The organism is Stenotrophomonas sp. yr243 (assembly GCF_900184195.1).
Classification (GTDB): domain Bacteria; phylum Pseudomonadota; class Gammaproteobacteria; order Xanthomonadales; family Xanthomonadaceae; genus Stenotrophomonas; species Stenotrophomonas lactitubi.
This window is the reverse complement of sequence record NZ_FXWT01000005.1, coordinates 410,288-435,328: the sequence shown is the minus strand read 5'-3', so window position 1 is coordinate 435,328 and position 25,041 is coordinate 410,288. Positions and strand designations below refer to the sequence as shown.

The following is a 25,041-nucleotide window of genomic DNA, read 5'->3' as shown; positions in this document are numbered from 1 at the left end:
TGTCCCCTGTCAACGCACCCCGGTATGGCCGAATCCACCCGTTCCCCGCACGCTGTCGGTGAAAGTATCCACCACCTGCAGGCTGACGCGGGCAATCGGCACGACCACCAGCTGCGCGATGCGATCGCCCGGCTCGATGGTGAAGGCCTCGCGGCCACGGTTCCAGACACTGATCAGCAGCGGTCCCTGGTAGTCGGCATCGATCAGGCCGGTGCCGTTGCCGAGCACGATGCCATGGCGATGGCCCAGGCCCGAACGCGGCAGGATCACCGCACACAGATGCGGGTCGGCGATATGGATGGCCAGCCCGCTGGGGACCAGTGCGGTATCGCCCGGCTGCAGGGTCAGCGCGGTTTCCAGCGCCGCGCGAAGATCCATGCCGGCGCTGGCTTCGGTGGCATAGGCCGGCAGCGGCCAGCTGTCACCGAAGCGCGGGTCGAGCAGCTTGACCTGCAACGGTTGTGGGGTGAATCCGTGGGTGTTGCTTGCCTGGGTCATGCCTGAAGTCTCCGCGCGATCAGCGCCAGCAGTTGTTCGGCCAGCTCACGCTTGGAAGTAGCCGGGAATACCTGTTCGCCATCCTGCCAGAAGGCCGTGGCAGCGTTGTTGTCGCTTTCGAAACCACCGCCGCTGATGCCCACCTGATTGGCGATCACCAGATCCAGGCGCTTGTCGACCAGTTTGCCGCGCGCATATTTCTCCACATCGTGGGTCTCGGCGGCAAAGCCGACCACCAGCTTCAACGACTGCGTCTGCGCGGCAACCTCGGCCAGGATGTCCGGGGTACGCACCAGCTCGATCACCAGCGACTGGCTGTCGGCGGTCTTCTTCAGCTTCTGCGCGGCCACCTGGCGCGGGGTGTAGTCGGAAACGGCGGCAGCACCGATGTAGATGTCGGCCGGCAGCGCATTCAGTACCGCTTCGCGCATCTGCGCGGCAGAGCGCACATCGATGCGCTGCACGCCGGGCGGCGTCGGCAGCTGCACCGGGCCACTGACCAGCACCACCTGGGCACCAAGCCCGGCGGCAGCGGCGGCCAGCGCGTAACCCATCTTGCCGCTGCTGCGGTTGCCCACGTAACGCACCGGATCGATGTCTTCATAGGTCGGGCCGGCGCTGATCAGCAGGCGCAGACCCTGCAGCGCATGCGTCTCCGGCGCTGCAGCGACGGCAGCAGCAGTGCCGTTGGCGGCCAGGGCGGCGACGATGTCGCCTGGCTCGGCCAGACGGCCGGGGCCGGACTCGCCTTCGGCCAGCGGCCCATCGACCGGACCGATCACCTGCGCGCCACGCTGGCGCAGCAGCGCGATATTGGCCTGGGTGGCCGGATGCAGCCACATCCGATGGTTCATCGCCGGGCACACGGTCAGCGGCGCGGTGCTGGCCAGGCACAGGGTGCTGACCAGGTCGTCGGCGTGGCCCTGGGCCAGGCGTGCCAGCAGGTCGGCGGTGCCCGGCGCGATCACGATGCGATCGGCCCAGCGTGCCAGTTCAATGTGGCCCATGGCCTGTTCGGCGGCGCTGTCCCACAACGTGGTGCGGGTCGGCTGGCCGGAAAGGGCCTGGAAGCTGAGTGGTGTAACGAACTGCTGGGCGCCGGCCGTCATCGCCACCTGCACCAGTGCACCGGCATCACGCAGGCGTCGAACCAGTTCCAGGGCCTTGTAGGCCGCGATCCCGCCGCCGACACACAAGAGCAGTTTCTGGCCTTCCAGCGCGCGGATCCGCGTCGGGGAAGCGTTGGGAGAATCAGCCACCTGGAATTCCTGTGCAAACGAGGGCGTTAGCTTACCCGAAGGCCAGCAACCTCCCGGTGCACGCGGCACATAGCGGGCGGCTATCAGCACATGGACAGCCCCCAGGGAGTTTTCCGGGTTTGCTGCATGCCGATTCGGAACTTTCCTATACCTCTTCGCGTCCCCACTTTGCAGAATCGTCGCTGGCCACCCAGGTGTGCCGTTCGATTTCCCAGGAGTTCCCCGTGCAACCGCGCATCATCATTGCCGACGACCATCCGGTCGTCCTGCACGGCATCCGAATCGTGCTCGAGCGTCACCAGATGGACGTGGCCGGTGCCGCTGCCGACGGTGCTGGACTGCTGCAGCTACTGGTACAGCAGCCCTGCCATGCCGTACTCACCGACCTGTCCATGCCCGGCCCGGGCCCGGATGGTCCCGAACTGCTGGCCGTGCTGCGCCAACGCCATCCCGAACTTCCCGTGGTGGTGCTGACCGGGGCCAGGCACCCGGGGTTGCTCGATGGCCTGCTACGCGATGGCGTACACGGCCTGGTCGACAAGAGCGCCGACTTCGCCGAGCTGCCGCAGGCCCTGCATGCCGCCATGGCAGGGCAGATATTCGTTTCCGATCAGCTGCGGCGCCACCTGCAGGCCCGCGATCTGCTGTTCCCGCATCCACCGGCTGCATTGTCGACACGCGAACTGGAAGTGCTGCAACTGCTGACCGATGGCCTGAACATCAATGCCATCGCCGACCGCAGCGGACGCAGCCCGAAGACGATCAGCCGGCAGAAGGCCGAAGCCATGCGCAAGCTGGGCCTGCAGAACAACCAGGAGCTGTACGACTATCTGCAGACCCGGCGCGACTGAGGACTTGGCCGACCCACGGGTACGGCAAGCGCTTATGGGAGCGGTCGGCAATGATCGCCATGATGGGCACCATGCCCATCCATGAATGGCCCGAAGAAGAGCGCCCCCGCGAGAAGCTGCTGGCCCGGGGGCCCACGTCACTGTCCGACGCCGAACTGCTGGCCCTGTTCCTGGGTTCCGGCATTGGCGGCCGGGACGCCGTACAGACCGCGCGCGACCTGTTGCTTGCCCACGGTCCATTGCGGGTGCTGCTGGACCGCCCCGCCCGCGAGCTGTCGAAACTGCCTGGGTTGGGGCCGGCCCGCAGCTGCACGCTGGCTGCGGGGCTGGAGCTGGCCCACCGCTACCTGGCCGCTGAACTGCAGCAGGGCGAAGCAGTCGGCAACAACCCTTCGGCCGTCGGTCGTTACCTGCAGCACCGCCTGCGCGGGCAGGCACGGGAACTGTTCGTGGTCCTGTTCCTGGACAACCGCCACCGCCTGATCGCCTGCGAGGAACTGTTCGCCGGCACCATCAACGCGGCCCCGGTGTACCCCCGCGAAGTGGTGCGCAGAGCCCTGCTGCACAACGCCGCCGCGGTCATCCTCAGCCATAACCATCCCTCCGGCGACCCGGAACCGTCGGCCGCCGACGCACAGATCACCGAGGAGCTGCAGCGCGCCCTGGCCCTGGTCGACATCCGCCTGCTGGACCACTTCGTGGTGGGCGAAGGGCGTCCCGTTTCGTTTGCTGAACGGGGTCTTCTACCGCCGCTTCAGGCCCGCCTGGTCGGATGAGCCCCGCAGCAGCAGGCGGCCACGCGTGCCCTGGCAGGCAGGCCTCGGTCAGCGTTGGGGCCGGCATCTGCGCTAAAATGGGCGATTCCGCCGCTCATTCTCACAGCAGGCCTCGTGAAAAATCTCCTCCGCGCCCTGATCAGCCAAGGCATCGAAGCCTTGCGCGCCAATGGCACCCTGCCCGTCGACTCCCTGCCGCCGGACTTCGTGGTCGAGCGCCCGAAGACCCGCGACCATGGCGACTTCGCCACCAACGCCGCGATGCTGCTGGCCAAAGCCGCGCGCAGCAATCCGCGCGCACTGGCACAGGCGCTGGTCGAGGCGCTGCCGCGCAGTGAAGACGTCAGCAAGGTCGAGATCGCCGGCCCCGGTTTCATCAATTTCCACCTGGCACCGGCCGCGTACCAGCGTGAAGCCGTCACCGTGATCAAGGAAGGCGCCGATTACGGCCGCAACCTGTCCGGCAATGGCCGCACGGTGGGCGTGGAGTATGTGTCGGCCAACCCGACCGGTCCGCTGCATGTCGGCCACGGCCGCGCCGCGGCCATCGGCGACTGCGTGGCACGCGTGCTCGATGCCAACGGCTGGAACGCCAAGCGCGAGTTCTACTACAACGATGCCGGCGTGCAGATCGAGAACCTGGCGCTGTCAACCCAGGCCCGGGTGAAGGGCATCGCTCCGGACCAGGAAGGCTGGCCGGAAGGCGGCTACCGCGGCGACTACATCGCCGACGTGGCACGTGCCTACATGACCGGCGCCAGCGTCGACCTGGAAGGCACCCTCGTGGTCGGCGCCAAGGACCCGGACGACATGCAGGCGATCCGTCGCTTCGCCGTCGCCTACCTGCGCAACGAGCAGAACCTGGACCTGGCCGCGTTCGGCGTGGATTTCGACATCTACTTCCTGGAAAGCTCGCTGTACGCCGATGGCAAGGTTGCCGAGGCGGTAGCCAAGCTCCAGGCGTCGGGCCATACCTATGAAGAAGGCGGTGCGCTGTGGCTGCGCAGCACCGACTTCGGTGACGACAAGGACCGCGTAATGCGCAAGTCCGACGGCACCTTCACCTACTTCGTGCCGGACGTGGCCTACCACCTGTCGAAGTGGCAGCGCGGCTATGAGCGCGCGATCACCGAACTGGGCGCGGACCACCACGGTTCGCTGGCGCGCGTGCGTGCCGGCCTGCAGGCCATGGAAGTGGGCATCCCGCAGGGCTGGCCGGAATACGTGCTGCACCAGATGGTCACCGTCATGCGCGGCGGCGAGGAAGTGAAGCTGTCCAAGCGTGCCGGCAGCTACTTCACCCTGCGCGACCTCATCGAAGAAGCCGGCCGCGATGCGACCCGCTGGTTCCTGATCGCGCGCAAGCCCGATTCGCAGCTGACCTTCGACATCGATCTGGCCCGCCAGCAGAGCAACGACAACCCGGTGTTCTACGTGCAGTACGCGCATGCCCGCGTCTGCAGCCTGCTGCGCCAGGCGCAGGAGAAGGGTCTCGTCTACGAACAGGGCGCCGGCCTGTCCAACCTTGGCCGTCTGGCCGATGAGGCATCGCTGGCCCTGATGAACGAAATCTCGCGTTATCCGGAAGTGGTGGAAGCAGCCGGCGTGGCGCTGGAACCGCACCTGGTCGCGCAGTACCTGCGCGAATTGGCGCACGCCTTCCACACGTGGTATCACGGGACGCCGGTGCTGGTGGACGACGCGACCGATCGCAATGCCAAGTTGACCCTGGCCTGCGCAGCGCGCCAGGTACTGGCCAACGGCCTCGACCTCCTGGGCGTTTCCGCCCCGGAAAAAATGTAAGCCTCAGGAGACGCAGTAGACATGGCAGCACGACGCGGCAAGACACAGGCTCGGCGCAACAGCAGCCAAGGCACGCCCGGGTGGGTGTGGCTGGTTGCCGGCGTGGCGATCGCCGCCGTGGTGTTCCTGGCGGCGCCGAACCTGTTCAAGGGCGAGGGCGATGGCTTCCTGCGCGCCGGTCCGCAGCCGAACCCGAACGCGCAGCCGGCGCCGGTGGCCGATGGCGAAAGCGATGTCGGCACCCAGCCGGCCGCACAGCCAGCCACGCCGAAGCCGGCTGAACCGGAAAAGCCGGCGGCCACCCAGTACGACTTCTACACCCTGCTGCCTGGCAAGGAAGTGGAGATGTCCGACGCCGAACTGGCCGCCAGCGCGCGCGCCGAAGAACTGCGCCGGAGCAAGGCCGAAGCGCAGCGCGCGCAGGCGGCACTGGAAGGTAAGCCGGTGCCGGCGGTTGCGGCCACGGCACCTGCGGCGACGGCGAGCGTTGCCAGCACCGCGCCGGTGACCGCCACCAGCCGTCCGCTGCCGACCCCGGTAAGTGAACGCCCGGCGGCAGCGTCGCCCGCGGCCGGCACCACCGCGCCGGCCAGCACCAGCACCGCTGCCGCCGCTCCTGCGGCACGCAGCGAAGCCACGCCTGCCGCCGCCAGCGCTGCAGCAGCCCCGGCACCGGCCGACAATGCCCGCTACATCCTGCAGGCAGGTGCGTTCGGCGCTTCCGGCGATGCCGAAGCGACCAAGGCCAAGCTGGCGATGATGGGCCTGGCCGCACGCGTGGAGTCGGCGCAGATCAACGGCAAGACCGTGTACCGCGTACGCATGGGGCCCTATGGCAGCGCCGGTGAGCTTTCCGAAGCCAAGCAGAAACTGGATGGCACCGGCCTGCAGGCGATGGCGATCAAGGCGCAGTAAGTCTGCGGGCATGAATGAAAAAAGCCGGGCATTGCCCGGCTTTTTTTTGCCTGTAGAGCCGAGCCCACGCTCGGCTGATCGCCCATCAAGCCGAGCATCGGCTCGGCTCTACAGAACGCATCCAGGGCGCAGATCAGCCCTCGCGGGCAACCTGGAAGCCGGCGAACGACTGGCTGACCGGCATCAGTTCCAGGCGATTGATGTTCAGGTGCGGCGGCAGGCTCGCTACCCAGAAGATCTGCTCGGCGATGTCCTCGGCGGTCATCGGGTTGGCGCCGGTGTACAGCTTGTCCGACGCGACCTGGTCGCCATGGGTGCGAACCACGGTGAACTCGGTTTCGGCCATGCCCGGCTCGATGGTGGTCACCCGCACGCCGGTACCGTGCAGGTCCGAACGCAGGCCCAGCGAGAACTGGCTGACGAAGGCCTTGGTGCCGCCATAGGCATTGCCGCCCGGATACGGATAGACACCGGCCACCGACGAAATGTTGATGATGGCGCCCTTGCGCTCCACCAGCTGCGGCAACAGGCGATGGGTCAGGGTGACCAGCGCGGTGATGTTGGTGTCGATCATCGTCGTCCAGTCCTTCAGGCTGGCGCTCTGCGCCGGCGCGGTGCCCTGGGCGAGGCCGGCATTGTTGACCAGCAGGTCGATGTCACCGAAGGCCGGCGGCAGGGCCAGCAGCGCCGCTTCCATCGCGATCGGATCACGCACGTCGAACACGGCCGCGTGCACCACCTCCTTGCCGTAACGCTCGACCAGCGGCTGCAGGCGCTCGCTGCGACGGCCGGTGGCGATCACTTTCCAGCCCGCCTGGGCGAAGCGGTGTACGGCAGCGGCGCCGAAGCCGGAGGTGGCGCCGGTAATCAGGACGGTTCGGGTCATCAGACAACTCCGTGGGAAACCAGACCGCCATTCTGGCACCGTCGGTCCACGGCTGCGTTGCCTGATCGGCCTGCTGCGGTGCGCGCGGTCAGCGCAGGCGGAACACGCGAGCCTTCGGCAGATCTTCGTCGACCTGCAGGAACCAGCGCCCGGCGATACCCGGAATCACCTCGATCTGCGGTGCCTGCAGGGTCTTGCGCAGCTTCATCTGGCCCTTCATCACCTGCCACTGCTGGCCGTTTTCGAGGGTGAACACCGTGCCCGGCTCCCAGCCCGCAACGTCGCCGACCACGCGGGCACTGACCGGGCCCTCTTCCAGGCCCAGGTGCATCGCCGCCGGGGCGGGAACGTTGGCCGGCAACGGTGCGCCGGTGCTGGCGGCAACCGATGCGCGCGTGGGAACAGGCGCAGATGCCTCGGCCTCGCGCAGCACGCGGTTCAGAGTCTGCAGCTGGGTCGCGTCCAGGCCCACTTCGGCCAGCTGGGCCGCGCTGAGACGCTGCTCCACGGGTACGTAGCGGTCCTGGGCGGTGGCGGCGAAGCTGCTGGCGACCAGCAGAATGGAGAGGAGGTACCGGCGCATCGAAGGGAATCCCTGCAGAACAGCGCTCACGATGCTGCAATCCGGTGACAGTCCGGTTACAGCCGCCGGGCCGGTACAATGGGCCATGATCAATAATGATGTGCTGCGCAGCGTGCGCTATTCCCTGGACCTCGGCGACCACCACGTGGTGACCCTGTGCCAGATGGCCGATCCGGCGTTCGACGTGGATGTCGAGCAGGCCAAGGCCTGGCTGCTGCGTGAAGACGAGCCGGGTTTCCAGCCGATGAGCGACAGTGCGCTGGCGCACTTCCTCGATGGCCTGATCCTGCACCTGCGCGGTCAGGATGAGGGCCAGGCGCCGCGCGCGGTGGAAACCCGCATCGACAACAATCTCGTGCTGAAGAAGCTGCGCGTGGCCTTCCAGCTGCGCGACGTCGACATGATGGAGATCTTCACCAGCATCGGCTTCACTGTCTCCAAATCCGAACTCGGCGCGCTGTTCCGCCAGCCCGGCCACAAGAACTATCGGCGCTGTCTGGACCAGATGCTGCGTAACTTCCTCAAGGGCCTGAGCCTGCGCCTGCGCGGCTGAGCACGGCATCGACAAAGGCGCGTGCGGCCGGCGTCGGCAGGCGCTGCCAGACCAGATGTACGCGCCGGGTCGGGGTCGGTTGCAGCGGCACCTGCACCACCCCTTCGAAACCGTCGGCGATCCGCACCGGCACGATGCCCACCGCCAGGCCGTGGCGGACGAAGCGCTCGACCAGTTCCATCAGGTTGACCTCGAAACGCACCTGATGCGGCAGGCCCGCTGCGGCGAACGCATCATCGGTCTGCCTGCGCGCGCCGGTCCCCCGCGGGAAATCGACTAGGGCCTCATCCTGCAGCGCCGCCAACGGCAATCGCTGGCGCGTGGCCAGCCGATGCTGCGGCGCCAGCACGGCCACCAGATCCTCTTCCTGCAGCATCTGGTGGCAGACGCCTTCAAGATCGGCCGACGGTGCCAGCCCCACCAGCGCCACGTCCAATGCACGTGACTGCACCTGCTCCAGCAGGGTCTCGCTCTTGTCCACCCGCAACTGGAATTCGACCTGCGGATGCTGCTGCTGGAAGGCCGCCAGCATCGCGACCACGTCGATGCCGGTCAGCGACGAGATCTGCCCGATCGCCAGCAGCCCGCGCACCTCACCACTGACGGCGGCGACGTCGGCACGCAGGTGGCGCAGGCTGGCCAGTACCTGCCGCGCGTGCACCAGCAACGCTTCGCCCGCGGCCGTAGCACGCACTTGGCGCGGCAGCCGCTCGAACAACACCGTGCCCAGCTCCTGCTCCAGATGGGCGATCTGATGGCTCAGGGCAGACTGCACCACGTGGCAGCGCGCGGCCGCACGGGTGAAGTTGCCTTCTTCCGCCAGGGCCACGGCGAACTCGAGCTGCTTGAGGTTCACGCCAGTATCTCAATTCCAGATGACAGGGATGATGATGATTCATTTCCATCATGCCCGCAGCAGGCGGACACTGTACTGCCCTGTTTCACGGAACATCGCGTGTCCCCTTCCCTTCCTCCCCTGCAGCGTTGGCAGATCCTGTTGATGGCGGTCGCCACCGGCGTCGCGGTAGCCAGCAATTACTACGCGCAGCCGTTGCTGCATACCATCGCCGATGCCTTCGGCGTGCCGTTCGGCCAGGTCGGCATGGTGGTCACCGCTGCCCAGTTGAGCTACGCCGCCGGCCTCATCCTGCTGGTGCCGTTGGGTGATCTGTTCGAGCGCCGCCGGCTGATCGTGGTGATGACGTTGTTGTCGGCCAGCGGACTGGTGATCAGCGCATGCGCGCCGTCGTTGCCGTGGCTGCTGGCCGGAACCGCGATCACCGGGTTGTTCTCGGTGGTGGCGCAGGTACTGGTGCCGTTCGCCGCCACCCTGGCTGCACCGGAGCATCGCGGCCGCGTGGTCGGCACCCTTATGAGCGGACTGCTGCTGGGCATCCTGCTGGCACGCACCGTGGCCGGGCTGCTGTCGAGCCTGGGCGACTGGCGCCTGGTCTATGCGATCGCCGCTGGTACGCTGGTGCTGACCGCACTGGCCCTGCAGCGTGGATTGCCGCGCTTCCACCACACCGCCGGGCTGGGCTATTTCGCGTTGCTGCGTTCGATCGGCACGTTGTTCCTACAGGAACCGGTGCTGCGCCAGCGCACGCTGCTCGGTGCCTGCAGCTTTGCGATGTTCGCGATCTTCTGGACACCGTTGGCCTTCCTGCTGGCGCAGACGCCGTATGCCTACAGCGACGCCACCATCGGCCTGTTCGGCCTGGTGGGAGCCGCCGGTACCCTGGCTGCCGGCCTGGCCGGGCGCATGTCCGACCGTGGCCAGACCGGTCGAGCCACGGCCATTGCGCTGGTGCTGTTGCTGCTGTCCTGGCTGCCGCTGGGGCTGTCGGCGCACTCGCTGCTGGCGCTGCTGATCGGCGTGGTGGTGCTGGATCTGGCCGCGCAGCTGCTGCATGTCAGCAACCAGAACCTGATCTACGCGCTGCAGCCGGAGGCACGCAATCGCCTCAATGCCGGTTACATGACCGGCTATTTCATCGGTGGCTCGCTGGGCTCGCTGCTGTCGGCGCAGGTCTACCAGCGCTTCGGCTGGACCGGTGTGTGCGTGGCCGGTACCGCGGTGGCGGTACTGGCCCTGCTGGTGTGGCTGCCCTCCGCCTGGCGCACCCGCCAGGCAACATCGGCCGACTAGAAGCTGCCCTGCAGCGCCAGCTCCCAGCGTCCACCCGCATTGCCCGGGAACAACCGTTTGGCGGCGCTGTCGGTGTCATGCACGGTGGCGCGCAGTTCCCAGGCCGGCGTCAACGTGGCGATGGCACTGAGCTGGCCATGCAGGTAGTCCGGCCCCTGCGCGGTGGCCAGCCAGTACTGCCCCACCGCTGCTTCCAGGCGCACGCGTTCGTTCACCGGCACCCGCACGCCCAGCTGCGCGTAGGTGCCGCGACGGCCGCCGGCCAGGGCATCGCTGGAGTGGGCGACCTGCAGCCAGGCGCGTTGCTTCCAGGTGGTGGTGACATTGAGTTCGGTCCAGTCCAGTGCGCGGCCGGTACCCGGATAGACATACCGGGTGAGGTTCGCATCCAGGCTCCAGTCCGGCGACAGCGCACCGGACCAGCCGGCGACCAGATCGAACTCGCTGCGAGCACCGTTGTCCGGCGTGAACGAGACATTCGAGCCCCAGGCGCTGGCATACCAGCCCGACCCCACCGTCACCTTTGCCCCCACCTGCGCGGCCGGATCGCCGTCGCTCTGCGAGCTGCCGCGCCATACATAGTCGCTGGTCAATGCCGCCGTGCCACTCACCTGTACCTGTACCTGTGCCTGCACGCTGCCGGCGCACAGCAGCCCCGCCAGTGCGGCCGCGCTGGCCACGATCATCCCCTTGCTCTTCACTGCACTCACTTCCTCGTCGAAGGCGGTCTGTCCGCCGGGACGGCAGTGTCGACGGCATGGCCGTAACGGTTCGATGGCGATGCCGCCGTGCCAGCGCAAATTCGGCGTAAATCCGCGCCGCGGTGAGCGCGGTATCATGCGGGCCTATTTCCAGGGACCAACCACGTGGACGCCATCCTGACCCCGGTATCGATCGGCGAGCTGATCGACAAGATCACCATTCTCGAGATCAAGGCCGAGCGCATCGACGATGCGACCAAGCTGGCCAACGTGCGCACCGAACTTGACGGCCTGCTGCCGCTGCTGCAGCAGCAGCTTGACGCACAGCCGGCACTGGCCGCGCTGAAGACGCAGCTGAAGGCCATCAACGAGCGCATGTGGGAGATCCAGGACCAGCTGCGCGACAAGGAAGCGGCGCAGGTGTTCGACGCGGCGTTCATCCAGCTGGCGCGCGGCGTGTACGGCACCAATGGCGAACGCGTGCAGGTGAAGAACGAGATCAACCGTGTCGCCGGTTCGGCGCTGGTCGAGGAAAAGCAGTACCAGGGCGAGTAAGCACGCCCGTCAGCCGCACTCCAGCAGGTGGCGGATGCGGAACAGTTCGACATCGCTGCGGATGCCCAGCTTCTGGTAGGCGGCTTTCTTCTGTGTGCTGATGGTGCTGGCCGAGCGCTGGAAGCGCCGCGCCACTTCGCCGGTGCTGCAGCCCTGCAGCAGCAGCCGCAGCACTTCGCGCTCACGCCTGCTCAAGGGCGCCAGGGAGGGCGCCGACATGCGCCGCGAGCGTGATCGATTCAGCTGCGTGCGCAGATCCGGGGGCACGAAACGCCCACCGCGGGCAACCACGTCCGCCGCACGCAGCAGCATTTCCGGCGTAGTCGCCTTGGACAGGAAGCCGCGTGCACCGGCCTGCATCGTCGTGGCCACGGTACTGGCATTGCAGTGCGCGGACAGCACCAGTATCGGCACGCTGGGCCAGCGCCGGGACAACCCGCGCAGCAGCTGCAGGCCATCGCCAAGATCGCCCAGCGGCAGTGCATCGATCACCAGCAGGTCAACGCAGCCCGGTTCGCTTTCCAGCAGTTGCAACAGATCACGTTCGTTGGCGTAGCTGCCCCGCACGTGCACACCGCTCTGCTGGCGCAGCAACACTTCCACCCCCAGCCGCAGCACCGGATGCGGATCCAGCAGTGCCAGACGGCGCGGCCGATCGGGGAGCAGCGGTGGGAGTACGGGCGGCATCGCGGTGTATCCGGCAGCACGGGATATCCACCGTAGGCCGCCACTGGCGGTGGCGGAATCCAATTCATTGCAATGCAACATGACGCCGCGCATCGCAGTCAGACTCTGTTTTGATTCCCATAACGCAACAGGCCCGGCAATGCCGGGCCTGTTGCAGCACGAACAGCGCGCGGGCGCGCCGTAGATGCAATTACCAGCTGAAGCGCGGGCCGACGGTGTATTCCTTGTCGCCGTGACGGTTCATCTTCAGCTCGCCGTTCAGGCCCCAGTTCTGGTTCAGCTTGACCTGACCACCCAGACGGCCGTACCACTGGCTGTCGATGTCGACGCCGTGCTTCTTCGAATAGTCTTCGTAACCGACCAGGCCGTAGACCTCAGCGTGGGCACCGAACGCGGTACGGATACCGGCTTCAGCGCTGTAGCCGTTGAAATCCAGGCCGTGCTTGCGGTCGAACTTCTGGTAGGCAACGCGGGCAACGAAGTCGGTCGACGGAGCGATTTCGACGTTGTAGCCGGCACCGACCTTCCACTGGTCAACCTTGATGTTGGTGTGGTCGACTTCCTGACGGCTGTATTCGCCGAACGCGTGGAAGTTCGGCAGGAAGCCGTAGGAACCCTTCACGCCCCAGCCATCAGCCTTGATGCCGTCAACGTCGGTCTTGGCGTAATCAGCCTCGGCGTAGTTGTAGGACAGGTTCTCGGCGGCCGAAGCGGTGAACGGCAGGGCAGCGGCCAGAGCCAGAGCAATCAGCGAATTCTTCATGGGGGTACACCTTTTACTTTCTTATGGTGTGCAGCAGCGCCAGGGCGCCATCGCATCGGGAATGTAAATTCTCCGTTATTCGCCACAACGCTCCCTGAAAACAGCAGTCTTCGCATTGCTGAATTTTTTGCATTGATTCAGCAAGGCTCAGGCATACGCGCGCGGTACGCGCACGCGCTTCGATTCAACGGTGCGGCAATCGATGTCGATTTCCCGCGCCCTGAAGCGTCGACTCAATGAAGGCCGTGCACCCGGCATGGTCCATTCCGGAGGCAAGCGATGAGTTACATCGATGGTTTCGTACTGGCGGTGCCGACCGCCAACAAGGAGAAATTCCTCGCCCACGCCCGCAGCGCCGATGTGGTGTTCCTGGAATACGGAGCGCTGCGGGTAGTCGAAGGCTGGGGCGATGACGTGCCACATGGCAAGACCACCGACTTCTTCGGCGCGGTGAAAGCCACGACGGAGGAAACGGTTGTGTTTTCCTGGATCGAGTGGCCGGACAAGGCCACCCGCGATGCAGGCATGCAGAAGATGATGGAAGACCCGCGGTTGGACCCTACGAAGAATCCCATGCCGTTCGACGGTGCGCGGATGATCTACGGCGGATTCGAGCCGATCTTCGAACTCAAACGCTGACCCCGGCGGGCGTCCTCAGCGGGCGCCCGCTTCATCCTCACCGGCTGCATGGCCGGCACCCAGCGCAGCACCCGCGCCAACACCCAGCCCGCCCATTCCGGCGCCCATGCCGCCACCACCACCGGCGCGACCGCCCTTGGCTTCGCCCTCGTTGCGGCCCTTACCACTTCCGCCACCGCTGCCCGCAGGGCGGGTAGGCCCTTGGCGCGGGATCTCCAGGTCGGCCGGCACCGGCGCAAGGTCCAGCGCCTCGCGGACGAAGTCGCGCAGCGAGGTCACCAGTTCGTGTGTGTGCACCGGGCGCCCCTGCGCCAGTTCACTGGCAGCGCGGGCAGCCAGTCGTACCTGCTCGTCGGTGCCCAGCAGCAGGATGTCCGACAACGCCGCTTCGACCGCATCGCGGATACGCCTGGCCCGATCCGAGCCCGGCTCGGCGATGCCTTCTTCGTGGGCCCGCTGGCGCAGATCGCGCAGATGGGCCGGGTCGACCCCCAGCTCACCGGTGAAGGAACCACCCAGCGTCTTGTAGGCTGCCATCAACGTACGCAGCCGCTCGTTGATCTGGCGGTTCTCGCGTTCGCGGCGCTGCTGCAGGGTCTGCATCACCAGCAGGCGGATACCCACGCCGAGCAGGGTGATCAGGACCAACCCGGCCAGGGTGGACAGCACGCCCTGCCAGGAACTGAAATCGATACCGCGCATGGTCAGGGCTCCTGCGGAAGACCTTCATCTTGCCCCAGCCTGCTGCCGCAGATCCACGTCAGGCGCGGATGAGCGCCCCCGAAAACGCAGAAGGCCCTCCCGCCCGATGAGCGGAAGGGCCTTCGAACCACGCGCGATTACTTGCGCTTGGCAGCCTTGCGCACGGCCTTCTTGGCCGGAGCCTTCTTGGCCACAGCCTTCTTCAGCGGTGCAGCCTTCTTGGCCACGGTCTTGCGGGTAGCGGCGACCTTCTTGCCGACAACCTTCTTGGCGACGGCGGTCTTCTTGCCGACGACCTTCTTGGCAGCGGCGGTCTTCTTGCCGACAACCTTCTTGGCAGCGACGGTCTTCTTGCCGGCAACTTTCTTGGCAGCGACGGTCTTCTTGCCGACAACCTTCTTGGCAGCGACGGTCTTCTTGCCGGCGACCTTCTTGGCAGCGACAGTCTTCTTGGCCACAGCCTTCTTGGCGGTAGCGACCTTCTTGCCGACAACCTTCTTGGCGGCTACAGCCTTCTTGGCTACAGCCTTCTTGGCGGTAGCGACCTTCTTGCCGACAACCTTCTTGGCAGCAGCGGTCTTCTTGGCAACAGCCTTCTTGGCGGTCGCAACCTTCTTGGTGGCGGCCTTCTTCACGGTGGCGACCTTCTTGCCGGCAGCCTTGGTGGTCTTCTTGGCAGCAGCAGCCTTCTTGGTCACGGTCTTGCCGGCAGCCGCCTTCTTCTTGGCCACTTCCTTCTTCAGGGCAGCCGCTTCGGCCTTGGCATTCTTCTTGGCCGCTTCCAGCTTCTTCTTGGCGTTGGCAACGGTCTTGCCGACCGACTTGGCGGCCTTCTCGGCCTTCTTGGCAACGGTCTTCTCGACCTTGGCCACGACCTTCTTGGCCTTGGCGACGCGGGTGGTGGCAGCCTTGCGGGCGCGCTTGACGGTCTTCTTGACCGACTTCACTGCGTCTTCGGCGGCGTGGGCGATGGTCTCGCCGACGTTGGTGGCGGTTTCTTTCACGTTCTCGACGGCGTCGGTCACGACCGACACACCATTACCGTTGCTCATGTTGCCCTCCTAGGGGCCTGGATTGTCAAAACGGGGCGATGCTATACCGACAATGGCTATCGTGGAACGGGCACGGCCAGTCAATCGCATCTGTTGCGACGCAACTGGTGTAAGTGATGGCGGCGACTGACGCGCCCCGCAGTCAGGAAATCCCTTTTTTTAAGCAGTGTGCTGCGCAGCCTGCCTGCTGCCGGCATGCCGGAGCAGACACTGGCAGCAGCAACGCATCCGCGCAGCAATGAGCGTCATCGCAAGGTCAGGATGCGCGGAACTGCGCAAGTGTCGCGGTGTATCACGGCGCCGTCGGCTTGCCGTGCGGCGCTCGCGCGCGGCTGTCGCGAACAGCGGTACGACGCGCACGGCACCTTTTCGGCGCCCTCGGCACGGGTCGGATTTTCATGGGGCATTTATCCAGATCGCGACACACTCATTCAGCTTGTTCTACCGTATGCGTCAACGGCCCCCACCCCAGCCTGCGAACCGACTCCCATGCGACCGCTTCCCACCCTGCTTACGCTCGCAATCGCTGCTGCCTTCGGCGGCTTCGTTGCCACCGGCCTCAACGCGCACCTGGACAACCGAGCCGACGCCGCTCCACTGCCGGCGGTGCTGCCCACCACCGCAGCGCTGCCGGCATCGGTCGCCGGGCAGGCGGTGCCATCGCTTGCACCGATGCTGGAAAAAGCGATGCCGGCGGTGGTCAGCGTCAACACCAAGCAGGTGGTGCGGGTACGCAACCCGTTCTTCAACGACCCGTTCTTCCGCCGCCTGTTCCCGGATATTCCGCAGGAGCGGATCAACGAGTCACTCGGTTCGGGCGTCATCATCGATGCCACCGAAGGCTTGGTGCTGACCAACCACCACGTCATCGACAACGCCGATGACGTGCAGGTGACACTGGCCGACGGGCGCACGGTCAAGGCCGAATTCCTCGGCTCGGACCGCGACACCGACATCGCGCTGATCCGCATTCCGGCGCAGAACCTGACCGACATCAAGCTGGGCAACAGCGACCAGTTGCGGGTGGGCGACTTCGTGGTCGCCATCGGCAATCCGTTCGGTTTCAGCCAGACGGTCACCTCGGGCATCGTCTCGGCGGTGGGCCGCAGTGGCATCCGCGGGCTGGGCTACCAGAACTTCATCCAGACCGATGCATCGATCAACCCGGGCAATTCCGGTGGCGCGCTGGTCAACCTGCAGGGCCAGCTGGTGGGCATCAACACCGCCAGCTTCAACCCGCAGGGCAGCATGGCCGGCAACATCGGCCTGGGCCTGGCGATTCCGTCGAACCTGGCCCGCAGCGTGGTGGACCAGCTGGTCAAGCATGGCGTGGTGGTGCGCGGCACGCTGGGCATCGAAAGCCAGAACCTGAGCGCGCAGATCGCGCAGGGCCTGGGCCTGGGCGAAACCCGTGGCGCACTGGTGACCCGCGTGCTGGCCGGTTCGGCCGGTGCCGCCGCAGGGCTGAAGCCGGGCGACGTGGTGGTCTCGGCCAACGGCCAGCGTGTGGACAGTGCCGAAGCACTGCACAACGTGGAAGGCCTGGCGGCGGTGGGCAGCATGCTGACCCTGGACGTTCGCCGCGAAGGCAAGCCGCTGCAGATCAAGGCCACGCTGAAGGAGCAGGCGCGCGTCGTCAGCGGTGAGAGTCTGGACCCGCGCCTGACCGGTGCCAGCTTCGTCGACCTGCCTGAATCGCTGCGTCAGTCCGGCGTGGGCGGCGTGCTGGTCAGCGAGGTCAAGCGCGGCAGCCGCGCGGCGACCAATGGCCTGCAGCAGGGCGACATCATCACCGATGCCACGGTTGGCGAATTCGCCGACCTGGCCAGCTGGCGTGCCAATTTCCAGCAGCGCCCGCCAACCCTGGTGCTGCGCGTCCTGCGCAACAATGGCCAGCAGCAGGGCCAGTTGGTGATGCGGTGATCGCCTGGCCGTAACGCCCCCTATACCCGCGTGATGCTATCTCTGTATGTCCAGGTCGGCTGAGCCGATCGCCCGTTCCCCCATCGCAACAGGAGTGATTCGATGAGCCCCACCAATACCGAGAACCTGAAGGACCACCTGGGTGAAGCCGGTTCCCACCTGAAGCAGGCCGCCAGCGCTGCCGGCGGTGCGATCAAGGGCGCTACCGGCGCCGCGACCGACGAACTGCGCATCGGCAAGGCCAACGTCAAGGCTGAACTGTCCGACAGCGCACTGTCGGGCTTGGCTGCCGCCGAGTTCGGTGGTGCCGCCGCCAAGGAACAGGTCGACGCACTGATGGACAAGGGCAAGGACCTGATCGACAGCGCCGCTGAACTGATCCGCGAACGTCCGCTGGCCTCGTTCGGCGTGGCCTTCGCTACCGGCTGGATCATCGCCAAGCTGGCCCGCGGCAGCGACAAGTAAGCTGCGGCGTGAGCGAAGACACCACGCAACGTCCCGATCCGGCGGCCACGCCGCCGTTGGACGAGAGCATCCGCCAGGTCGGCGCTGCCGGCCGGGCGACCGTCGATTCGGCCAAGCACTCGCTGCGTTCGCTGCGCCGGTTGGCGTCAGCGGACTTCGCGCTTGCACGCAGCGCGTTCGGGCGTGCGTTGGCGTGGGCAGGCGTCGCCATCGTGTTCGGCGCCTCGGCGTGGCTGCTGATGGCCGCCACCCTGATCGCCCTGCTGCAGAGCTTCGGCCTGAGCTGGCTGCAGGCGCTGCTGATCACCTCGTTGCTGAGCCTGGCCGTCACCGGTTATGCGATCTGGCGGGTTTCGTACTTCTTCCACCACACCGGCATGCACGCCACCCGGCGCCAGTTGTCGCGGTTGGGCCTGTTCGATGAGCCGACCGATGATGATCCCGATGCCGGCGTGCAGATTCCGGAGGGCAAGCCATGAAGTTCGGTGCACTGCAGCGGCGGGTGAAGCGCTGCGAACAGGTGATGGCCGTGCGCATCGGCGAAACCCAGGGCAACTGGGGCGTGCTCAGCCAGGTCTGGCGACAGGGCTGGTCGCCACTGCGCATCGTGGTGGTCGGTCTGGCCGGCGGCTTCATCGCCGGCAAGCTTGAGGTCCCGGGCAAGGTCAACGGAGCACGTTGGCTGCAGATGGTGGGCTCGGTGTCCAGCCTGTTCGCCAGCGCGCAGGCCGCGTTTGCCACTGTGGTGGCGGCGCAGGCGGCAGAAACCGCAGACGACGCCGCCGACCAGGCCGATGAAGCCGCCGAGCAGCCGCCACCCGCAGCGGCACGTCCGACAGCACGGCCGGCAGCGCAGCCGGCGCCCGAGCCCGACTCGGAGCTGCGTGGCCCCCGTCCGGCCGAAGCGGCCACCGAATTGTCCGAACGTTGACGATCCTTACCCGCCGCGTTGATCGCGGCGGGCCGATAATGGGCTTCTCTTCCCGGTCGGTGCGTCGATGAGCGAGTCCCTGTTGTCCCCGTCGTCGCCTGCGCCGGACGCCCCCGTACCGCTGCCTCCCACCTCGCGCCCACGTGGCCCGATGTCGCTGGTGATACTGGCGACCCTGGCTGTGGCATTCACCCTGTGGGCGGCACAGGACATCATCCTGCCGGTCCTGCTGGCGATGTTCTTCGCCCTGGTCGGCAACCCGATCCTGCGGCTGCTGCAGAAGCTGTGGATTCCGCGCGCGCTCGGCGCCCTGCTGGTGCTGGGCGCCGGACTGGGCGTGACCGGTGCATTGGCGGTGCAGCTGATCGGCCCGGCGATGGACTGGGCACAGGAAGCACCACAGCAGCTGCGCAAGGTCGCGCGCCAGGTGCAGGACCTGACCAAGCCGGTGCAGCAGGCGAACCAGGCGGCGGAGAATTTCGCGCGCGTGGCCGGTGGCGACGGCAACCGCAAGGTGCAGGTGATCCGCACCCAGCTGGACGATCCTTACCGCATGCTCACCCGCGCGCCGCGGCTGGCGGCCTCGGTGCTGGCCGTCGTGCTGCTGACGCTGTTCTTCATGATCTACGGCCAGAGCCTGCAGCGCGCGGCGATCGCCCTGTTCCCGAACCGGCAGCAGCAGCGCTTCACCAGCGATATCCTGCGCTCGATCGAGCATGAGGTATCGCGCTACGTATTGACCATCAGCGTGATCAACACCGTGGTCGGCCTGCTGTTGGCCGGCGTACTGATGCTGCTCGGCATCGGCCTGCAGGAGGCCCTGCTGTGGGGCACCGTGGCGGCGCTGCTGAATTTCGCGCCCTATGTCGGCCCGCTGCTCGGCGTGGCATTGATGCTGCTGATGGGCTTCGTCGAGTTCCGCGACCCGCTGCAGGCGCTGCTGCCTGCGGCCGCCTACCTCACCCTGCATACCCTGGAAGGGCAGATGGTGACGCCGATCGTGCTTGGCCGGCAGATGAAACTGTCACCGCTGGTGCTGATCCTGGCGTTGATGGTGTTCGGCTGGGCCTGGGGCATGATCGGCCTGCTGCTGGCGGTGCCGCTGCTGGTCTGCATCAAGCTGGTGCTGGCACGACTGGAGGGCATGCAGGGCTGGGCGCGCTTGCTGGAGTGAGTCGGCCAGGGCAATGATCGCGCCGATGGCAGGGCCGGAAACAAGGGCAGAACTGGCAGAATAGTCCCCCTTTTTTCGGATGGATCCGTTCGGATGACCTCGTTCGCCACACGCTGCCTCGCCCTTGCCTGCCTTGCCACCCCTGCTTTCGCCGCGACGCCGCCGGCAGTCGAGCAGGCGCGTGCCCAGCTGGTCGAAGCGGTCACCTGCCAGCGCCACCTCACCCCCAAGCAGTTCGAAACGATCGCCCAGTTGCTGGCGCCGCCGCCGCTGCGGGCGGAGAACGGGGAGTCCAGCGGTGAGTTCCTGTTGACCACGCCGCTGATGGTGCTGGGTCAGCCAGTGAACCGCCTGCAGGCGTACGACGGCGACAGCGGCGAGGATGGCGTCGACAGTTTCACCGCGTACTTCAGCACCGCCAGCGTCGAACAGATCGCGGCACTGGCGAAGCTGTCCGACCCAGTGGCAGGCAGCTACACGCGGGAAGTGGGCCGGCACAACCTGGATGTGCAGCGGTTCGACGGCCAGACCACCATCGGCTGCTCCTACGACCTGCGCTGACGCACCCTGCAGCGCCCCCTGCCCGTCGCGCGCATGAAAGCGTGCGCGGGCAGGCGTAGAATGGCGGGGTGAAATTCCCTGTCCTTGCCATCACCCTCGACCTCGACGATACGCTGTGGCCGTTCGCTCCGATCGGCGCCCGCATCGACCAGGTCCTGTTCGACTGGATGCGTGAACACAGCCCCGCCACCGCCGCGATGTATCCGGTGGCGGCCATGCGCGAACTGCGCGAGCGCTCGTTCCGCGACAACCCCCACCTGCATTTCGACCTGAGCGCGCTGCGCCGGCTGACGATCCAGGAGGCGCTGGAAAACAGTGGCGCCAGCCTGGACCTTCTGGAACCGGCGTATGAAGTGTTCTACGCCGCGCGCAACCAGGTGGAGTGCTACCCCGATGCGCTCGACGCCCTGGCGCGGATCGCCGCGCGGGTGCCGGTGGCCGCGTTGAGCAACGGCAACGCCGACCTGGAACGAATCGGCCTGGCCCATCACTTCAGCTTCCAGCTGGGCGCGCGCGAGCATGGCGCAGCCAAGCCCGAAGCAAGCATTTTCCACGCGGCCTGCGACCGCCTGGGCGTCGCCCCGGCACAGGTGCTGCACGTGGGCGACCACGTCGAGATGGACGTGGCCGGCGCGATGGCTGCCGGCCTGCGCGGCTGCTGGATCAACCGCGAAGCGGCCACCTGGAACCATCCGCAGCTGCAACCTGACCTGCAGTTCGACACCCTCACCGGCCTGGCCGATTGGCTCGATGCCAACCTCGACGCCGCCGACGCTGACGAATCCCGGAGTACCTGACGCATGAGCGAGATCACTGGTTTCACCGCCGACACCACCGCCGCGCTGCCGTTGCACGTGCTGGACCGCAGCCAGTTCGAGGCGTGGAAGAACAGCCAGTCCGCTGCGACCCAGGCGTGGTTGAAGTCGCAGGGGTTCACTGCCGGCGCGCATTCGGTTGCGCTGCTACCCGGCGCCGACGGCCTGGCGGGCGCGGTGATCGGCGTCGGCGATCGCGGCGATGCCTACAGCTACGCCCATGCACCGCATGCCCTGCCGGAAGGCAGCGTGTGGCAGCTGGCCAGCGAACTGCCGCCCGCCGAACAGGCGCTGCTGCAGCTGGGCTGGGGCCTGGGCAGCTACCGCTTCGACCGCTACCGCAAGCGCAACCGCACGCCGGCCCAGCTGGTTGCCGCACCGACCGGCGAGGTGGCCGACCTGATCGCCGCCAGCCTGCGCGTGCGTGACTGGGTCAACACGCCGACCGAAGACATGGGCCCGCAGCAGCTGGAAGACGCCGCGCGCGCCCTGGCTGAAGCGCATGGCGCGCAGGTTGAAGCCATCACCGGCGACGAACTGCTGGCGCAGAATTTCCCGGCCATCCATGCGGTGGGCCGCGCCTCGCACCGCGCGCCGCGGCTGATCGTGCTGCGCTGGGGCAAGGCGTCCGACCCGGCGCTGGCGCTGGTCGGCAAGGGCGTGTGCTTCGATACCGGCGGCCTGGACATCAAGCCGGCCGATGGCATGCGCAACATGAAGAAGGACATGGGCGGCGCCGCACACGCGCTGGCACTGGCCGGGCTGGTGATGGCCCAGCAGTTGCCGGTGCGCCTGACGCTGCTGGTTCCGGCGGTGGAAAATGCGATCGGCCCGGATGCCTTCCGTCCGGGCGAAGTGATCGCCACCCGCAAGGGCCTGAGCGTGGAGATCGACAACACCGACGCCGAAGGCCGGGTGATCCTGTGCGACGCGCTGACCTTCGCCGGTGAGCAGAAGCCGGACCTGGTGCTGGACTTCGCCACCCTGACCGGCGCGGCGCGCATCGCGCTGGGCCCGGATCTGCCGGCGCTGTTCAGCAACGATGACACGCTCGCCCAGCAGTGGCTGCAGGCTGGCGACGCCACCCGCGACCCGGTGTGGCGCATGCCGCTGTGGCGCCCGTACCTGCGTTACCTGAGCAGCGGCATCGCCGACCTGGCCAACGCCGGTTCGCGCATGGCCGGCTCGGTCACCGCCGCGCTGTACCTGGAACGCTTCCTGGAAGATGGGCAGCGCTGGGCACATCTGGACGTGTATGCCTGGAACGATGGCGAGCGCCCGGGCCGCCCGGCCGGTGGCGAAGCCCTCGCCCTGCGCTCGGCCTGGGCGATGCTGAAAGCGCGTTACGCCTGATGCAGCCGCCGGGCATGGCCCGGCGCTAACGATGCCGGGGCGGGTGCTGATCCGCAATTCCGGTGGGTGCCGGCCTTGGTCGGCACCGCGTCACCCGGCAAATCTGACGAAAAATTGAATTTCGGCCCCGGCCGGGTTCTGCGAGGATGTGGTGGTCGCCCACCCACACGTCCGTGAAGGCAGGACTCCGACCATGTCGCTCTTCCGCTACACCCGCGCCGGCCAGGGGCCGCAGTCACCGCGCAAGCATTCCCCGCTGCCCTGGATCGCCCTGATCGCGCTGATCCTGGGCATCGTCGCCCTCGCTTTCGCCTGGCTGGCCGGCTGGATCGGCCGCGACCGGCTGACTGCACAGCGCTTCACCGACACCATCGAGGCCACCGGCCCTGCGCATCCCGGCTTCCGCCGTGCGCACAGCAAGGGTGTGTGCGTGAGCGGTTGGTTCGAACCCAGCGCGCAGGCACCAACGCTGTCCAGTGCGAGGGTGTTCTCGCAGGCGCGCGTGCCGGTGATGGGCCGCCTGTCGATCGGCGGCGGTGACCCCTACGGCGCCGACAACACCGCACGGGTACGCAGCATCGCCGTGCAGATGGTCGGCGATGACGGCCAGGAATGGCGGATGGCGATGAACAGCTTCCCGTTCTTCGCGGTGCCCACCGCCGAAGCCTTCTACGAGCAGACCCGCGCGCAGATTCCGGACCCGGCTACCGGCAAGCCCGACCCGCAGAAGATGGCCGCCGTACTGGCGAAATACCCCAGCGCGCAGGCCTTCCAGCAGTGGGCGAAGAGCGCACCGTGGACCAGCAGCTGGGCCAACACCACCTTCAACAGCGTCAACAGCTTCTGGTTCACCAACGCGCAGGGGCAGAAGCGCGCGGTGCGCTGGCGCTGGCAGCCGCAGGCGCCGGTGGTGGAGATGGATGCGGCAACGCGCAAGCAGGCCAGCGTCGATTTCCTCAGCCAGGAACTGCAGCAGCGTCTGGCCAGCGGCCCGGTTCGCTGGAACCTGGTGGTCAGCCTGGCTGCGCCCGGCGATGCCATCGATGACCCCTCGGTGCCGTGGCCGGAATCGCGCGATCAGGTGGTGGCCGGTGTGCTCAGCCTCGACCGCATGCAGTCGCAGGAAGAAGGTGCCTGCGGCCAGCTCAACTTCGACCCGCTGATCGTGCCCAGCGGCGTGCGCGGCAGCGATGACCCGATCCTGGCGGCGCGCTCGGCGGTGTATTCGCAGTCGTTCAACCGCCGCGAACGCGAGCGCGCCAGCGGCAACGTCGAGCAAGCGAAGGAGGCTGCGCGATGAACACCGGCAACGGCCACTTCAACCTGCTCGCCCGGGTGCTGCACTGGTCCATGGCGCTGATGATCATCGCGATGCTGTTCATCGGCGTGACCATGGTCGCCTCGCTGCACCTGCGACCGATGCTGATCGACCTGCACCGTCCGCTGGGCATCGCCATCCTGCTGCTGGTGGTGCTGCGCCTGTACAACCGCCTGCGCCACCGTCCACCACCGCTGCCAGCGGATCTTCCGGCGTGGCAGGTGCTGGCGGCGAAGGCCTCGCACTGGATGCTGTACGCGTTGATGCTGGCGATGCCGTTGATCGGCTGGGCGATGCTGTCGGCCGGCGGCTACCCGATCGTGCTGGGCGGTGGTCTGCACCTGCCACCGATCGTGCCGCACGCTCCAGCGCTGTACGCCGCGCTGCGCAATGCGCACAGTCTGCTGGCCTACGTGCTGTTCGCCACGGTACTGATGCACGTGGGTGCGGCGCTGTTCCACCTGTGGGTGCGCCGCGATGGCATGTTCCAGGCGATGGCACGCGGGAAGGATTGACGGGGTTTGCCGGTTGTTCCCGGCGGGTCATTTCCGCGACCGCGGAGGAGTGTCACTTTCTTTGCTCGTGCACCGCGCTGCAGGAGCAGCGCGGAACGGCGTAGCCGGCCCGTAGGGTGGCGCACATGGATGTGCGCCATCAAGAAAGTAACCAAAGAAACGCTCCGCCGGCCGCGAGCCGACGTGCTTCGCACGCCGGTGCCCTGCGCTCCTCGGTCCGTCGAGGGACGGCGCGGGAACTCGCTGCGCTCAGACACCCGCGCCTCTGCGCCCTCGCCGGACCTGCGGTGCTCGGCTCGCTCAAGGCGGACGGGAGGGGCAAGGGCAACAGCAACAGCAACAGCAACAGCATCCACGCATGGCGTGGATCTACTGGGTGCAGCTGTTGCCCTTGAAGTTGGGTCCGCCTTCTAGCGAGCCGAGCATCGCAGAGGAATCAGGGGCGCAGAGGCGCCGATGTCTGAGCGCAGCGAGTTCGGCGCCGTCCCCTGATTCACCGAGAAGCGCAGGGCACCGGTGCGCAGCACCGGCTCGCGACCTGGCGGCGTGTTTTTTTGGTTACTTTCTTTGCACGAGCAAAGAAAGTGACACCCCCCGCGGTCGCGGAAATGACC

General features: G+C 67.0%; 28 protein-coding genes. 18 read left to right on the top strand and 10 right to left on the bottom strand.

All coding sequences use genetic code 11. The features are described 5' to 3' along the window. Nucleotides 1-9: 9 nt before the first annotated feature. Nucleotides 10-498 carry a dUTP diphosphatase gene (gene dut / locus QOL57_RS21235; protein WP_089241345.1) on the bottom strand — a complete coding sequence of 163 codons (489 nt, stop codon included), beginning with the start codon at nt 496-498 and terminating at the stop codon, nt 10-12. Continuing rightward, nucleotides 495-1,757 carry a bifunctional phosphopantothenoylcysteine decarboxylase/phosphopantothenate--cysteine ligase CoaBC gene (gene coaBC, locus QOL57_RS21230; protein WP_089241347.1) on the bottom strand — a complete coding sequence of 421 codons (1,263 nt, stop codon included), beginning with the start codon at nt 1,755-1,757 and terminating at the stop codon, nt 495-497. The genes dut and coaBC overlap by 4 nt, the downstream gene beginning before the upstream one ends. 224 nt (nt 1,758-1,981) lie before the next feature. On the opposite strand from coaBC, the gene QOL57_RS21225 reads away from it, so the two are divergent. The 4 genes from QOL57_RS21225 to QOL57_RS21210 all read left to right on the top strand — a co-directional run bounded on the left by QOL57_RS21225 (nt 1,982) and on the right by QOL57_RS21210 (nt 6,102). Further along, nucleotides 1,982-2,608: a response regulator transcription factor gene (locus tag QOL57_RS21225; RefSeq protein ID WP_089241998.1), complete on the top strand. Its 627-nt coding sequence runs from the start codon at nt 1,982-1,984 to the stop codon at nt 2,606-2,608. A 71-nt stretch (nt 2,609-2,679) separates the two neighbouring features. Further along, entirely contained in the window at nt 2,680-3,384 is a 705-nt protein-coding gene (gene radC, locus QOL57_RS21220) for a DNA repair protein RadC (RefSeq protein WP_089242000.1), read from the top strand. A gap of 114 nt (nt 3,385-3,498) precedes the next feature. Further along, entirely contained in the window at nt 3,499-5,187 is a 1,689-nt protein-coding gene (argS, locus tag QOL57_RS21215) for an arginine--tRNA ligase (RefSeq protein ID WP_089241349.1), read from the top strand. A 21-nt stretch (nt 5,188-5,208) separates the two neighbouring features. Then, entirely contained in the window at nt 5,209-6,102 is an 894-nt protein-coding gene (locus tag QOL57_RS21210) for an SPOR domain-containing protein (RefSeq protein ID WP_089241351.1), read from the top strand. Nucleotides 6,103-6,235: 133 nt separating this feature from the next. Here QOL57_RS21210 and QOL57_RS21205 read toward each other — a convergent pair whose 3' ends face one another. Both QOL57_RS21205 and QOL57_RS21200 read right to left on the bottom strand, forming a co-directional pair. After that, complete coding sequence (locus QOL57_RS21205; RefSeq protein WP_089241353.1) at nt 6,236-6,988, bottom strand: SDR family NAD(P)-dependent oxidoreductase; 753 nt, start codon at nt 6,986-6,988, stop codon at nt 6,236-6,238. 88 nt (nt 6,989-7,076) lie between these two features. Beyond that, nucleotides 7,077-7,571, bottom strand: a complete 495-nt coding sequence (locus QOL57_RS21200) for a hypothetical protein (RefSeq protein WP_089241355.1) — start codon at nt 7,569-7,571, stop codon at nt 7,077-7,079. 85 nt (nt 7,572-7,656) lie between these two features. Between QOL57_RS21200 and QOL57_RS21195 the strand changes: the two genes are divergently transcribed. Next, nucleotides 7,657-8,124 (top strand): DUF1456 family protein, encoded by a 468-nt coding sequence (locus tag QOL57_RS21195; protein ID WP_089241357.1) that lies wholly within the window; start codon nt 7,657-7,659, stop codon nt 8,122-8,124. On the opposite strand, the gene QOL57_RS21190 is transcribed toward QOL57_RS21195, so the two are convergent. Then, nucleotides 8,093-8,980: a LysR family transcriptional regulator gene (locus QOL57_RS21190; RefSeq protein WP_089241359.1), complete on the bottom strand. Its 888-nt coding sequence runs from the start codon at nt 8,978-8,980 to the stop codon at nt 8,093-8,095. The two genes, QOL57_RS21195 and QOL57_RS21190, sit on opposite strands and share 32 nt — an antisense overlap. 99 nt (nt 8,981-9,079) lie before the next feature. Here QOL57_RS21190 and QOL57_RS21185 point away from each other — a divergent pair, with 99 nt between their 5' ends. Beyond that, nucleotides 9,080-10,273, top strand: coding sequence for an MFS transporter (locus tag QOL57_RS21185; protein WP_089241361.1), 1,194 nt, complete (start codon nt 9,080-9,082; stop codon nt 10,271-10,273). On the opposite strand, the gene QOL57_RS21180 is transcribed toward QOL57_RS21185, so the two are convergent. Continuing rightward, a complete protein-coding gene (locus QOL57_RS21180) occupies nt 10,270-10,974 on the bottom strand; it encodes a TorF family putative porin (protein WP_089241363.1) in 705 nt (234 codons plus the stop codon). The two genes, QOL57_RS21185 and QOL57_RS21180, sit on opposite strands and share 4 nt — an antisense overlap. Nucleotides 10,975-11,139: 165 nt before the next feature. Between QOL57_RS21180 and QOL57_RS21175 the strand changes: the two genes are divergently transcribed. Continuing rightward, the gene (locus tag QOL57_RS21175) at nt 11,140-11,529 is read left to right on the top strand and encodes a DUF6165 family protein (RefSeq protein ID WP_089241365.1); all 390 of its coding nucleotides are present in this window, start codon (nt 11,140-11,142) and stop codon (nt 11,527-11,529) included. A gap of 9 nt (nt 11,530-11,538) precedes the next feature. On the opposite strand, the gene QOL57_RS21170 is transcribed toward QOL57_RS21175, so the two are convergent. Both QOL57_RS21170 and QOL57_RS21165 read right to left on the bottom strand, forming a co-directional pair. Then, entirely contained in the window at nt 11,539-12,216 is a 678-nt protein-coding gene (locus tag QOL57_RS21170; RefSeq protein ID WP_089241367.1) for a response regulator transcription factor, read from the bottom strand. Between the two features lie 190 nt (nt 12,217-12,406). Next, entirely contained in the window at nt 12,407-12,979 is a 573-nt protein-coding gene (locus QOL57_RS21165; RefSeq protein WP_089241369.1) for an Ax21 family protein, read from the bottom strand. 279 nt (nt 12,980-13,258) lie between these two features. Here QOL57_RS21165 and QOL57_RS21160 point away from each other — a divergent pair, with 279 nt between their 5' ends. After that, a complete protein-coding gene (locus QOL57_RS21160) occupies nt 13,259-13,618 on the top strand; it encodes a DUF1428 domain-containing protein (protein ID WP_089241371.1) in 360 nt (119 codons plus the stop codon). Nucleotides 13,619-13,633: 15 nt separating this feature from the next. Here the strand turns inward: QOL57_RS21160 and QOL57_RS21155 are convergent, their stop codons facing one another. Further along, complete coding sequence (locus QOL57_RS21155) at nt 13,634-14,320, bottom strand: hypothetical protein (protein ID WP_089241373.1); 687 nt, start codon at nt 14,318-14,320, stop codon at nt 13,634-13,636. 137 nt (nt 14,321-14,457) lie between these two features. Further along, nucleotides 14,458-15,372, bottom strand: a complete 915-nt coding sequence (locus QOL57_RS21150; protein ID WP_089241375.1) for a histone — start codon at nt 15,370-15,372, stop codon at nt 14,458-14,460. A gap of 489 nt (nt 15,373-15,861) precedes the next feature. On the opposite strand from QOL57_RS21150, the gene QOL57_RS21145 reads away from it, so the two are divergent. The 10 genes from QOL57_RS21145 to QOL57_RS21100 all read left to right on the top strand — a co-directional run bounded on the left by QOL57_RS21145 (nt 15,862) and on the right by QOL57_RS21100 (nt 24,427). Further along, complete coding sequence (locus QOL57_RS21145; RefSeq protein ID WP_089241377.1) at nt 15,862-17,295, top strand: Do family serine endopeptidase; 1,434 nt, start codon at nt 15,862-15,864, stop codon at nt 17,293-17,295. Nucleotides 17,296-17,397: 102 nt separating this feature from the next. Next, nucleotides 17,398-17,760 carry a hypothetical protein gene (locus QOL57_RS21140; RefSeq protein ID WP_025878359.1) on the top strand — a complete coding sequence of 121 codons (363 nt, stop codon included), beginning with the start codon at nt 17,398-17,400 and terminating at the stop codon, nt 17,758-17,760. A gap of 8 nt (nt 17,761-17,768) precedes the next feature. Further along, nucleotides 17,769-18,239, top strand: a complete 471-nt coding sequence (locus QOL57_RS21135) for a phage holin family protein (protein WP_089241379.1) — start codon at nt 17,769-17,771, stop codon at nt 18,237-18,239. Then, complete coding sequence (locus QOL57_RS21130) at nt 18,236-18,691, top strand: protein sip-5 (protein WP_089241381.1); 456 nt, start codon at nt 18,236-18,238, stop codon at nt 18,689-18,691. The genes QOL57_RS21135 and QOL57_RS21130 overlap by 4 nt, the downstream gene beginning before the upstream one ends. A gap of 67 nt (nt 18,692-18,758) precedes the next feature. Further along, on the top strand, nt 18,759-19,865 hold the full coding sequence (locus QOL57_RS21125; RefSeq protein ID WP_089241383.1) for an AI-2E family transporter: 1,107 nt from the start codon (nt 18,759-18,761) through the stop codon (nt 19,863-19,865). A 93-nt stretch (nt 19,866-19,958) separates the two neighbouring features. Continuing rightward, on the top strand, nt 19,959-20,426 hold the full coding sequence (locus tag QOL57_RS21120; protein ID WP_089241385.1) for a hypothetical protein: 468 nt from the start codon (nt 19,959-19,961) through the stop codon (nt 20,424-20,426). A gap of 68 nt (nt 20,427-20,494) precedes the next feature. Further along, the gene (locus QOL57_RS21115) at nt 20,495-21,223 is read left to right on the top strand and encodes an HAD-IA family hydrolase (protein ID WP_089241387.1); all 729 of its coding nucleotides are present in this window, start codon (nt 20,495-20,497) and stop codon (nt 21,221-21,223) included. 3 nt (nt 21,224-21,226) lie between these two features. Next, nucleotides 21,227-22,594 (top strand): M17 family metallopeptidase, encoded by a 1,368-nt coding sequence (locus tag QOL57_RS21110; RefSeq protein ID WP_089241389.1) that lies wholly within the window; start codon nt 21,227-21,229, stop codon nt 22,592-22,594. 193 nt (nt 22,595-22,787) lie between these two features. After that, nucleotides 22,788-23,894, top strand: coding sequence for a catalase family peroxidase (locus QOL57_RS21105; protein ID WP_089241391.1), 1,107 nt, complete (start codon nt 22,788-22,790; stop codon nt 23,892-23,894). Continuing rightward, nucleotides 23,891-24,427, top strand: coding sequence for a cytochrome b (locus tag QOL57_RS21100; RefSeq protein ID WP_089241393.1), 537 nt, complete (start codon nt 23,891-23,893; stop codon nt 24,425-24,427). Before QOL57_RS21105 ends, QOL57_RS21100 begins: the two co-directional genes overlap by 4 nt. The last annotated feature ends 614 nt before the right edge of the window (nt 24,428-25,041 follow it).